Below are 11,897 nucleotides of genomic sequence, written 5' to 3'. Positions count from 1 at the left end.
AATTTTTCCTTATAATTAATAATCGAAAATTTTAACAAAACTATTATTATATAAAGATTTTAAAGTAAGAAAATCTAAAAAAATTAAATTTAAAAAAATTGATTATAATAAGTTAAAATTATAAAACTATCTTAACAATATATAATTTATATATAAAAAATACTCTATAAATTATTATTTAAAAACTTTTATAAAAAAAGACTCAAAAAGTACTTGACAAATATACACTCAATAAGTTATAATACTTTAGCAGTTCAAGAGAATGAGTGCTAAAAATTCAAAAGATTGGTTTTAAATGATTGATAAAAAAGAGTTTTTATTACAGTCTATTATCAAAGCATATATTGAACACTGTGAGCCAATTGGCTCTAGTCAGTTAAAATCAATGTATGATATCGCTTACTCACCAGCAACTATTAGAGGGTACTTTAAGAAGTTAGGTGATGAGGGTTATTTAGCCCAAGCACATGCAAGTAGTGGAAGAACACCAACTACTGAAGCTTTAAAGCAGTATTGGCATGGTAAGTTAAATTTTAAACTATCTTTTGTTGATTTAAGAACTATTGAGCATTTAGCCCAAGTAATAGGTCTTACTGTTTTTATAAAAGAGCTTAAAAATGATAAATTGGTAAATATAATTAATATCCAAGATAAGTATATGATTTTGGAATTTGATAATTTTCCAATTACAATAAAGTTCTCTTCTGCACTTTATAGATTTTTGCAAGATATGATTGGTTTAGAAATTAATCATATTATAAAAATATCTAAAGATGTGGGAGCTTATGAATTATATGAACAGATTTCGCAGTTTGTGAAAAAAAGAGACCTTTCAATATATAACACTAAAGAGTTTTTAAGATTAGCTCTTAGCTATGATTTTGATGAAAGTATTATTAATTCGTTTTTAAATGGAGAAGTTATAGACAAATGTGAAGAGGGCTTATATTTTGAAGAGTTATTACCAAGTGGCTATACTGCAATTTGCCATGAGTGTAATATCAAAGGATATAATTCTAAAATGCTTGTAGTTGGCGAGTTATCAAAAGATTTTGAGTATTTTTATAACCAAATTAGTATGTCTTAGGAGTGAAAATTGAGCGAAGAAAAAAAAGAAGAATTACAACAAGAAGAAGTAGTACAAAATCAAGAAGAACAAACTTGTGAAGACAACACTACTGAAGAGGTAAAAGAAGAGACTGTAGAGAGTGTAAAAGCTGAACTTGAAGAGAAATTAAAAGAAGCAGAAGATAAATATTTAAGAGTTCATGCTGACTTTGAAAATATTAAAAAAAGATTAGAAAGAGAGAAGTATCAAGCAATAGATTATGCATCTGAAAAGTTTGCAAAAGATTTACTAACACCAATTGATACTTTAGAAATGGCATTACAATCTGCAAATGCAGAGTTAAGTGCAGAAGAGTTATTGGAAAAGTTAAAAGAGGGAATTGAATTAACTTTAAAAAACTTTACAACAGTATTTGAAAAACATGATATTAGTGTAGTTGAAACTGATGGTGAATTTGATCCAAATTTTCATGATGCAGTAATGCAAGTTGATAGTTCTGAACATGATGATGGACAGATTGTACAGCAGTTACAAAAAGGTTATAAGTATAAAGAAAGATTGCTAAGACCTGCAATGGTTTCTATTTGTAAAAAATAGATAAGTTTGACCGAAATGTCATAAAACTAGATAGATTAGAAAAATTATTATAAATTAAAAAACAAAATTTGATAAGGAAATAAAATGAGCAAAGTAATTGGAATTGACTTAGGTACAACTAACTCTTGTATGGCAGTTTATGAAGGTGGGGAAGCAAAAGTTATACCAAATAAAGAGGGTAAAAATACTACTCCATCTATTGTTGCATTTACTGATAAAAATGAAGTTTTAGTTGGTGATCCAGCAAAAAGACAAGCTATTACAAATCCAGAGAAAACTATATATTCTGTAAAAAGAATTATGGGTCTTATGATGGAAGAAGAGAATGCAAAAGAAGCACAAGAAAAAGTAGGGTACAAAATTGTAGATAGAAATGGAGCTGCTGCAGTTGATATTGCAGGAAAAATATATACTCCACAAGAGATTTCTGCAAAAATCTTAGGAAAATTAAAAGCAGATGCAGAAGAGTATTTAGGAGCACCTGTAACTGATGCAGTTATTACAGTACCAGCTTATTTTAATGATGCTCAAAGAAAAGCTACTCAAGAAGCAGGAACAATTGCAGGATTAAATGTATTAAGAATTATCAATGAACCAACAGCAGCATCACTAGCATATGGACTTGATAAAAAAGGTGAAGAAAAAGTATTAGTTTATGATTTAGGTGGTGGTACATTTGACGTTACTACACTTGAAATTGGGGATGGAACATTTGAAGTTCTTTCAACAGATGGTAATGCATTTTTAGGTGGAGATGATTTTGATAACAGAATTATTGATTGGTTAGCAAAAGAGTTTAAAGATGAGAATGGTTTTGACATTAAAAATGACAAAATGGCATTACAAAGATTAAAAGATGCAGCAGAAAATGCTAAAAAAGAGTTATCTTCAGCAGAATCAACTGAGATTAACTTACCATTTATTTCTATGGGTAATGCAGGACCAGTTCACTTAGTAAAATCTTTAACAAGAGCTAAGTTTGAGTCTATGACTGAAGATTTAATCAATGAAACATTATCTCATATTAAAACTGCTTTAGATGATGCAGGACTTGATAAAGGTGAGATTCAAGAAATTATTATGGTTGGTGGTTCTACAAGATTACCAAAAGCTAATGAAGTAGTTAAAAACTATTTTGGAAAAGATTTAAATAAAGGTGTAAACCCAGATGAAGTTGTTGCAAAAGGTGCTGCAGTTCAAGCTGGTGTATTAAAAGGAGATGTTAAGGATGTATTACTATTAGATGTAACTCCTTTATCATTAGGTATTGAGACTCTTGGTGGAGTTATGACTAAATTAATTGAGAAAGGTACTACAATTCCTGTTAAAAAATCTCAAGTATTTAGTACAGCAGAAGATAACCAACCAGCTGTATCAATTCATGTAACTCAAGGGGAAAGAGAGTTTGCTAAAGATAATAAATCTTTAGGTATGTTTGAACTTTCAGATATTCCAGCAGCTCCAAGAGGTGTTCCTCAAATTGAAGTAACATTTGATATTGATGCAAATGGTGTTTTAAATGTATCTGCTAAAGATAAAGGAACTGGAAAAGAGAACAAAATTACTATCTCTGGTTCATCTGGACTAAGTGATGAAGAGATTGAAAAAATGGTAAATGAAGCTGAAGCAAATAAAGAAGCTGATGCAAAAAGAAAAGAAGTAATTGAAGTTAGAAACCAAGCAGATTCATTACTTCATAGTACAAGAAAAACTTTAGAAGAGAATGAAAGTGCTGTTTCAGAAGAAGAAAAACAAAAAATTATAGATGCAGCAGCAGCTTTAGAAGAGATTTTAAAAGATGAAAATGCTACAAAAGAGCAAATTGAAGAAAAAGTTAAAGCATTAACTGAAGTAAGCCATAAATTAGCAGAAGCTATGTACGCAAAAGAGCAACAAGCTCAAGGTGGACAAGCAGGACAAGCTAATAAAAAAGCTAAAAAAGATGATGACGATGTAATTGACGCTGAGGTTGAATAATCTTGCACAATAACATTTTATTTGCAAAGGGAAGGTGACTTCCCTTATGCAAACACTAATATTTCTACTACTAACTTTTCTTTTAGTAATATTCTCAATATTACTTTACTTTAAAACTAAGCATCAAAGAGTTAAAAAACTGGATTCAGGAGAATGCCCAAATTGTGGTGAAAAAACCAGAACTTTTTTTGATGAACAGACAAAAACAATGTTTAAAAACGAAGCAATTACAAAAAGAGTATTGAAAAATCATGGCTGTTCTGGAGTAGTTGAATTTGAGTATAGATGTAAACATTGTGGCTTAAAAGAAGTACATCCTCAAAGTCATTAATTTTTTGTAATTAAATATTTACTTTAAGATGTTAAAATACTGCAAAATTAAAGGAGCAGTTTTGAAACATTTACTAATTTTTTTTATTACAGTTTTAATTTTTACTGGATGTTCTATCAAAGAGTACCAAAAATACGATGATATATCTAAGGCATCTTTAGAAAAAGTAAATTTTTATGATATTGAAGATTTTTATAATGATGATTTAGATTATGCATTAGAAGTATTTAAAAAAGCTTGTACTCGTTCTAAAAGATATGATATGTTTAAGGATGTTTGTTTAAAAGCAAATGATGTAAAAAATGCAAGAGAGTTTTTTATCTCTAATTTTGAAGCATATAAGTTAATAGATAATAAAGGAAGTGATGAAGGTATAATAACTGGCTATTATGAACCTTTACTACATGGAAGTTTAACAAAAAATGAGATTTACAAATATCCTATTTATAAAACACCAAAAGATATGATTACTGTTGATTTAAGTGATGTTTATCCAGAGTTAAAAAAGTATAGATTAAGAGGAAAACTAAAAGGAAATAGATTAATACCTTATGATAGTAGAGCTGAACTTGAAAAAGAAGAAAATAGTAATTTAGAGCCTATTTGTTATGTAGATGATAAATTTGAACTTTTTTTACTTCATATTCAAGGTTCTGGAAAAGTAAAGTTAACAGATGGAACAGTTTTAAATGTTGGTTATGCAAATCAAAATGGAAGAAGATATAAGTCAGTTGGGAAATATATGTTAAAAAATGGTTTTATTACTAGAAATAATGCCTCAATTCAAGGTATGAAAGCATATTTTGATAAAAATCCAAATAGACTTGATGAAATTTTAAATCATAATGAAAGTTATGTTTTTTTTAAAGAGTCAAAACAAGGTGCTACAGGTGCTTTAGGAGTTGAACTTACTTCAAAAAGAAATTTAGCAGTTGATAGAAGATATATACCTTTAGGAATGCCTGTTTTTATTTCTACTTCAAATCCTGTTACTAAAGAGGATATTAATAAATTAATGGTTGCAGCTGATGTAGGAGGAGCTATAAAAGGTGAAATAAGAGCAGATTTTTTCTGGGGATTTGGCGATAAAGCTTTTGATTATGCAGGAAAAATGAAAGAAAAAGGTAAGCTTTATATGCTTATTCCAAAGCAGGTATTAAATTAAATACCTTGCTTTGAAACTCTTACTTCTTGCCTTTTATCATAAAAATATAACATTAAGTATGAGATTATAATTGCAGCAATTGTTCTAATTGCAATTACTATTGTAAAATCTGCACCAAAAATTACAAATAATAAAGTATCTTCAATAATTGCGTGACAAATCATTAAGAAAGTACCAATAAAAAAAATATCTTTTTTACTTAAATTTGTACCTTTTGCTTCTTCTATTAATATACCAGCACCATAAGTAATTCCTAAAAAAATACCAACTAAGATGGAGAAACTTTTACTTATATTTTTACCACTTTTTTGTATGAAATCTCTTGTTTTAATAAAATCCATAAGAAAAATCAAAGCAGTAATAAGAGCGATAATTTTTATTGAAAGAATAAACGCATTATATGATGATACTTGAAGTAATGAAATTAAACTATCATAACTTTTTTCTTCAAATGCATCTAAATTAATATTTGAGATAAAGTAGTTTGCAGGAATAAAAGTAGTTATATATGCAACTATTAATCCAGCAATAAATCTTAAAAGATATGAGTAAGTATTTGATAAACCAATTTTTTTCATAATAACACTCTCAACTACTAAAGAGTGACAAATACCTAAAAATACTGCTAAAACAGTCCATTGTTGGGCTGTCATATCAAGAGGAGCAGCAAATGCAACAGCTGCATAAAGGTTTAAAAACATTCCACTAATTATAGATAGTGAAGCCTCTTTTGGTAAACCTAAAATAGAAGTAAAAGGTTCAACTAAAAATGATACATATGATAGTGTATTGTAATAAAATAGTATTTCAGCAAGGATATATATTGGAATTACTAATTTTAATATTATCCAAGCACTTTTAAATGAAGAATTTAAGGTTTTTTTGAAATTCATAAGTACTCTTTTTTGAAAGTTTTTGTAATTTTAACTAAATTTTAAAGATTAAAGATTAAAAGATTATTATAGTTTAAAAGATGGATGTAGTTTTAACTACAACATCCATCTCCACAGCATGTTGATTTAGGTTGAGTATCAAATGAAATCACAAAATTATTTTGCATCTCTTCAACTTGAAACTCATGCTTTCCACAGAACTCTTTATTCATCTTATCTTTCATTTGAACTGCACTTAAAAGAGCATCATCTTTTGAATTAAAAGATATATTATTTTCAAGGTCACTTCTTTTAAAACAGCCACATTGATTTGCTACTACGATTTTATACATATAATTTTTCCTTATATAAAAATTCTTATAAATTGTTGTGAAATATTAACTTAAAGATACACTTATTTATCTTACATTAAAAATTTATATTTTAATTTTAAAAATCAAGTGAGATTTTGATAGAATATTTGATTAAAAAGAATTATTAAGGACAATAATGCACATAACAAACTTGATTTCACAATATTTTGGAAAGTTTGCACAAAAAGAGTTTCCCTCTTTTTTTCAAAAGATGATAAATAACGCATATGTGAAGATATTTAAGATAAATATGAGTGAGTTTAGAAATGCAAAATATTATAAATCTTTAACAGATTTATTTACAAGAGAGCTTGCTATACCAAGACAAATTGATGAAGACGAAAAAAGTTTTATCTCACCTGCTGATAGTTTTATTACACAAGCAGGAAGTTTACATAAAGAGACTCTTTTTCAAATAAAAGGTATGGAGTATTCTGTTGAAGATTTACTTACTTATTATTGTACTGATACTTTTCCTATGGTAAAAGATGGAAGTTATATGAATTTTTATCTTGCACCAAGTGATTATCATAGGTATCATGCACCAATTGATTGTGAAATTAAAAAACTAATACATGTTCCAGGAAAACTGTATCCAGTTAATTTTAAATACCTAAATAAAGAGATTGATTTATTTGTTCAAAATGAAAGGGTTATTTTAGAGTGCTTTGCAAATAATAAAATTTTCTATATGGTTTTTGTTGGTGCTTTAAATGTTGGACAAATGGTATTTGAGTTTGAGCCAAGTGTTGAAACAAATAAAAATACAAAAGATATAAAAGTTATAAAGTATGATGATTTAAAAGTAAAAAAAGGTCAAACTTTAGGCTATTTTAAAATGGGTTCAACTGTTGTAATGGTTTGGGAAAAACAAAGTGTTCAATTAGAAGAGCTTTTAAATGAAAAAGTAAAATTTGGACAAAAAATAGGAACTATTAAGTAACAAAGTTTAAGAAATAGCTTCACACTTAATATAGCTGTAAAAATTTAATTTAATTAAAAGTTAAGTTTTGTCAAAATGAAAAAAATTAAAAAAGGAATAGATAATGTCAACAACTACACAAATAGCTACACTTGAGTTATCAGGAACAAAAAAAGGTAAGATAATTATCTCAAATATTACTGAGCCATACGGAAAAAAAACAGAAGATGTTGTTAGTATTGGAATTGCATTAAATGGTAAAGATATTGAATGGAAATCACATATTCCTTATGCAAATCTTGATTCAGTTATTGAAGTTTTACAAAAAGTAAATGAAGAAAAAAAAGCACAAGATGCTTAAACTTTAAGAGATAATAGAAATATTATCTCTTTTTTATAATATTTTTTGTTATAATTTATAACAAAGGATACCTTATGAAAATACTACTTTTATTAGCTACTTTTTTACCTCTTCTTGCAAATACTACTAGTTTTATTGATACTAAAACTTTACAAAAGTATATTTCAAAAAGTGCTATAATAATCGATATAAGAACAAAAAAAGAACAAAAAGATGAAGGTTTAATTCCAAGTTCATATAAAATTACATATGAAGGTAATTCGGAACTTGAAATGAAAAGATGGAAATATAAACTTTTAAAAGTTATAAAAAGTCCAAATCAAAGTTTTGCTCTTATAGATAAGGATGGAACAAAAGCAAAAAACCTAGCAAAAGAGTTAAAAAAAGCTGGATTTAAAAAGGTTTTTTATTTAAAAGGTGGTTTTAACTCTTGGAAAAAAGAAAACAGAAGAGTAGTATATTAATTGAAAACTGTTTCTCTTCCTTCTTTTATCCATTGTGCTATACCTCCATGTAAGTGAGCACAGTTTTTATAACCTAATCCAATAAGATAGTTTCCTATTGTTCGTGTTCTATTTGCATGGGCACAAATTAGTATAAAAGTTTGGTTTTTAGATGTTACTAACTTTTGAAACTCTTGCATCCAATTTTCTAAATCATAATTTCCATAAATATCAAAAAAAGTAAGTTTATGTGAGTTTTTTATAACTCCTGTTTGTTTAAACTCTATATCTGTTCTTACATCAATTAAAACAACATTATCCTTATTCATTAAATCAACTTTTCTAGGAATTAAATCTATTACTTCTTCTTGCATAATTGTCCTTTTAAAAAACAGAATTTTAACAAGCTAATATTAATAAATCTTATAATTTGAAAGTTAGTTTAATAAATACAAGTTTCTATTAACAAACTCTTTACAATTATTTACTATAATACTAAAAAATCTTAAAGGTAAGTGTATGAAAAGAGTAGTTTTAATCTTATTATTTAGTTTTATTTCATCTTTTGCAGCAGAACATATTACAGCTCAAAATATTGATGAAAAGCTACAAAATAAAAATGTAATTGTTGACTTTTATGCTACTTGGTGTCCACCATGCAAGATAATGTCTAAAAATTTAGAAGAGTTTGAAAAATCTAATAGTTCTAATGTTGTAGTTTATAAAGTAGATGTAGATAAGCAACCTGAATTAGCAAAAGAGTATGGAATAAGAACAATTCCTACAACTGTATATTTTAAAAATGGAATATTTTTAAAAAAAGAGGTTGGGATAAAAACACCTTCTCAATTACATTTAAATGTTAAAAACTATTTTTAGGAAAATTAAATGATACAAAGATTTCTTTTAGTATTGATTTTTTCTTTTAGTTCTTTATTTGCAATCTCTAATGATGATTTCTTAACACCAGAACAAGCTTTTCAAACAAAGTTTGAAAAAAACAATGAAAATATTACTTTTAATATTAAACTTGGTAAAGATATATATTTATATGATAATATGTTAAAAATTTTTATCAATACTCCTGAAAAATTAGAAATTACGAAAGAGTTAAATATCCCTAAACCAGTTGAATATGATGGGTTTATTGTACATTTTGGTGAGCAAAATATAAAGATTCCTTTAAGTTTATTAGAATCAAAATTTAAAACAAATAGTTATGAAATAGAGGTTCAATTTCAAGGTTGTTCTAAAGCTGGGTTATGTTATGCACCTATGAGTGAAACATATACTTATTCAAAAACAGCTTCAAAAGTTCAAGAAGTAAAACCTTTAGAAAATAAACAAGCTTTAAGTGAGACTGATTCTATTGCAAATACATTAGCAAGTGGAAACTTCCTTTTAGTATTAGCAACATTTTTTGGCTTTGGATTATTACTTTCATTAACACCTTGTGTTTTCCCAATGATTCCTATACTTTCATCAATAATTGTAAAAGCTAGTAACAATGAAAGATTAACACCACTTAAAGGTTTCTTCTTATCTTTTGTATATGTTTTCTTTATGGCACTTGCATATACTATTGCAGGTGTAGTTGCAGGTCTATTTGGTGCAAACTTACAAGTAGCACTTCAAAATCCTTATGTTTTAGTTGTTTTTGCATTAATATTTGTGGCTTTAGCTTTTTCTATGTTTGGCTACTTTAAATTAGAATTGCCTCAAGCTATTCAAAACAAAATCAATAAAACAACTGAGGGAAAAGAGAAACAAGGAGTATTAGGAATTGCAATTATGGGATTTTTATCTGCTTTAATTGTAGGTCCTTGTGTTGCTCCACCATTAGCAGGAGCTTTAGTTTATATAGGTCAAACAGGAGATGCAGTTCTTGGTGGTTTAGCACTATTTGTACTTAGCTTTGGAATGGGACTTCCTTTATTATTAATAGGTGTAGGTGCTGGTAAATTTATGCCAAAACCAGGTGGCTGGATGGATAGTATTTCTAAAATTTTTGGTATTGTAATGCTTGGTATTGCAATTTGGATGTTAGAGCGAGTTATACCACAATATACTATGTATTTATGGGCATTTTTATTAATTGGAGCATCAATATATTTACAAATGTATAAACATATCTTAATAAGAACATTTACAGTTGTTTTATTAGTTTATGGTGTTATTGCTTTTGTTGGGGCAATAAGTGGTGCAAATGATATATTAAAACCTCTTAATAAACTTACTTTATCAACTTCAAAATCAACTAGTATAAATGATATAAAATGGAAATATGTTAAGAATTTAGATGAATTAGATATGGCTATAAAAGAGTCTTCAAAACCTGTTATGCTTGATTTTTACGCTGATTGGTGTGTGGCTTGTAAAGAGTTAGAAGAGATAACTTTTACAGATGAAAAAGTAAAACAAAAACTTCAAGAGTTTACTCTTTTAAAAGCAGATGTTACTAAAAATAGTGCTGATGATAAATTGATGCAAAAAAAATATGGTATTTTTGGACCTCCTGGATTAATTTTTTGGGATGAAAACAATAAAGAGATTAAAGAGGCTAAAATCGTTGGATTTAAAACTGCTAAAGAGTTTTTAGAAATTGTAAATAGAAGTTTTTAAAAGGGATTTTATCCCTTTTATTTAATCTTTATGCTCAATAAATTGGTTTGTTAAAAAATCATATTTTAAATAGTGAGTTTTTAAGACTTTTTTTTCATCTATTAAAAAATCATATACTTCAATATTAAGTATATTTTTTTCCCAATTTAAATAAGAGTCTAAAAAATTAATCTTTAACTCTTTATTGAACTCTTTAAAATATTTATCTTTGATTAGTTCTCTCATTTTTACACCTAAATCAATATCTATATTTTGAGCTCTTTTATAAAGATTTTCAACATGAGCACCTAATGTATAACCTCTTGCTTGTGACATTTGATTATCTTTATGTATTAAATAACTATTTACTACTCTATGTTCCATATCTTCATAAGTTTCATAAGAGATTTTAAAATAAGTTCTAAAAAGTATTGAGTTTAAAGCTTTAGATGAATAGATAACTTCTTCTTTTTTTGATTTATATAAATCTTTTATAAGGTCTGTTTTTTCATGTTGTGAGTAGTAGTTTTTTGATATTTGTTCTTTAAAATATTTTGTATATTTTTTTGGCATTATTTCTATAATATCTTTTTGATTATCTTTTAAATAATTTTGTATTTTGTTAAACTCTTTTATTGCATATGTATTATCAAAATCTTTAATATCTAAAAAAGTAATAAATACATTTTTACTATAAGTTTCGTCATAAATAATAAAAAACTCTTTATTATAATATTTTTTAAAAACTTTTGCTTTTTCTTTGAGATTGTCTATATACTTAATTTGCTCTTCTTTACTCTTTTTTATTTTCTCTATGATATCTTCTCTTGAATCTTTTTTTTTGCCTCTAAAGTCATGTGCAATTGTAAAATAAAAATCCTCTTTTTTATCATAAAGTATTACAAATTTAAAATCTTGAGGTAAAGGGACAATTGATGGAGCATACACTGTTTCATATGAGATTAATTTTATTTTATTATCAAACTCTTTTTTAAGAATATTTTTTATTTTATTTTTATTTATAAAACTAGAAAACCCATAGTTTGTTTCATTTAAGATTAGTAATAAAGCTATTATCGTAAGAAATTTCATAAAAGACCTTTTGTAAATCTTTGAAATTTTACGGTGCTTTTTATAATAGTGACCTTAATTAAAGTATAAAGTAAATAAAAAGGAGTTAACTCC

At 26.7% G+C, this 11,897-nt stretch carries 14 protein-coding genes; 10 read left to right on the top strand and 4 right to left on the bottom strand.

Annotated features, from left to right (window positions below; all coding sequences use genetic code 11):
• The first annotated feature begins 295 nt into the window (after positions 1-295).
• From CP960_RS08965 to mltA, 5 genes are all read left to right on the top strand, one after another.
• Positions 296-1,087 carry a heat-shock protein gene (locus tag CP960_RS08965; RefSeq protein ID WP_101185076.1) on the top strand — a complete coding sequence of 264 codons (792 nt, stop codon included), beginning with the start codon at positions 296-298 and terminating at the stop codon, positions 1,085-1,087.
• 9 nt (positions 1,088-1,096) lie between these two features.
• On the top strand, positions 1,097-1,666 hold the full coding sequence (grpE, locus tag CP960_RS08960) for a nucleotide exchange factor GrpE (RefSeq protein WP_101185075.1): 570 nt from the start codon (positions 1,097-1,099) through the stop codon (positions 1,664-1,666).
• 84 nt (positions 1,667-1,750) lie between these two features.
• A complete protein-coding gene (gene dnaK, locus CP960_RS08955) occupies positions 1,751-3,643 on the top strand; it encodes a molecular chaperone DnaK (RefSeq protein WP_101185074.1) in 1,893 nt (630 codons plus the stop codon).
• Between the two features lie 46 nt (positions 3,644-3,689).
• Positions 3,690-3,974, top strand: a complete 285-nt coding sequence (locus CP960_RS08950) for a hypothetical protein (protein WP_101185073.1) — start codon at positions 3,690-3,692, stop codon at positions 3,972-3,974.
• A 61-nt stretch (positions 3,975-4,035) separates the two neighbouring features.
• Positions 4,036-5,139 carry a murein transglycosylase A gene (mltA, locus tag CP960_RS08945; protein ID WP_101185072.1) on the top strand — a complete coding sequence of 368 codons (1,104 nt, stop codon included), beginning with the start codon at positions 4,036-4,038 and terminating at the stop codon, positions 5,137-5,139.
• Here the strand turns inward: mltA and CP960_RS08940 are convergent.
• Together CP960_RS08940 and CP960_RS08935 are read right to left on the bottom strand one after the other, a co-directional pair.
• Complete coding sequence (locus CP960_RS08940) at positions 5,136-6,032, bottom strand: nucleoside recognition protein (protein ID WP_101185071.1); 897 nt, start codon at positions 6,030-6,032, stop codon at positions 5,136-5,138. The genes mltA and CP960_RS08940 overlap by 4 nt on opposite strands.
• 92 nt (positions 6,033-6,124) lie before the next feature.
• On the bottom strand, positions 6,125-6,364 hold the full coding sequence (locus tag CP960_RS08935; protein ID WP_101185070.1) for a hypothetical protein: 240 nt from the start codon (positions 6,362-6,364) through the stop codon (positions 6,125-6,127).
• Between the two features lie 157 nt (positions 6,365-6,521).
• On the opposite strand from CP960_RS08935, the gene CP960_RS08930 reads away from it, so the two are divergent.
• The 3 genes from CP960_RS08930 (at position 6,522) to CP960_RS08920 (ending at position 8,132) form a co-directional block, all read left to right on the top strand.
• Positions 6,522-7,328 (top strand): phosphatidylserine decarboxylase, encoded by an 807-nt coding sequence (locus CP960_RS08930; RefSeq protein ID WP_101185069.1) that lies wholly within the window; start codon positions 6,522-6,524, stop codon positions 7,326-7,328.
• 103 nt (positions 7,329-7,431) lie between these two features.
• Positions 7,432-7,668: a hypothetical protein gene (locus CP960_RS08925; protein ID WP_101185068.1), complete on the top strand. Its 237-nt coding sequence runs from the start codon at positions 7,432-7,434 to the stop codon at positions 7,666-7,668.
• 74 nt (positions 7,669-7,742) lie between these two features.
• The gene (locus CP960_RS08920; RefSeq protein WP_101185067.1) at positions 7,743-8,132 is read left to right on the top strand and encodes a rhodanese-like domain-containing protein; all 390 of its coding nucleotides are present in this window, start codon (positions 7,743-7,745) and stop codon (positions 8,130-8,132) included.
• On the opposite strand, the gene CP960_RS08915 is transcribed toward CP960_RS08920, so the two are convergent.
• Positions 8,129-8,485, bottom strand: coding sequence for a rhodanese-like domain-containing protein (locus CP960_RS08915; RefSeq protein WP_101185066.1), 357 nt, complete (start codon positions 8,483-8,485; stop codon positions 8,129-8,131). The genes CP960_RS08920 and CP960_RS08915 overlap by 4 nt on opposite strands.
• A 145-nt stretch (positions 8,486-8,630) precedes the next feature.
• Here CP960_RS08915 and trxA point away from each other — a divergent pair, with 145 nt between their 5' ends.
• Positions 8,631-8,990, top strand: a complete 360-nt coding sequence (trxA, locus tag CP960_RS08910) for a thioredoxin (protein WP_101185065.1) — start codon at positions 8,631-8,633, stop codon at positions 8,988-8,990.
• 9 nt (positions 8,991-8,999) lie between these two features.
• Positions 9,000-10,733 (top strand): protein-disulfide reductase DsbD, encoded by a 1,734-nt coding sequence (gene dsbD, locus CP960_RS08905; RefSeq protein ID WP_101185064.1) that lies wholly within the window; start codon positions 9,000-9,002, stop codon positions 10,731-10,733.
• A gap of 21 nt (positions 10,734-10,754) precedes the next feature.
• Here the strand turns inward: dsbD and CP960_RS08900 are convergent, their stop codons facing one another.
• Entirely contained in the window at positions 10,755-11,804 is a 1,050-nt protein-coding gene (locus CP960_RS08900; RefSeq protein ID WP_101185063.1) for a hypothetical protein, read from the bottom strand.
• Positions 11,805-11,897: the final 93 nt, after the last annotated feature.

Source organism: Malaciobacter halophilus, assembly GCF_002837275.1.
Taxonomy (GTDB): Bacteria; Campylobacterota; Campylobacteria; order Campylobacterales; family Arcobacteraceae; genus Malaciobacter; species Malaciobacter halophilus.
Note: the sequence above shows the minus strand (reverse complement) of the source record. Positions and strands in the feature narration are given on the sequence as shown.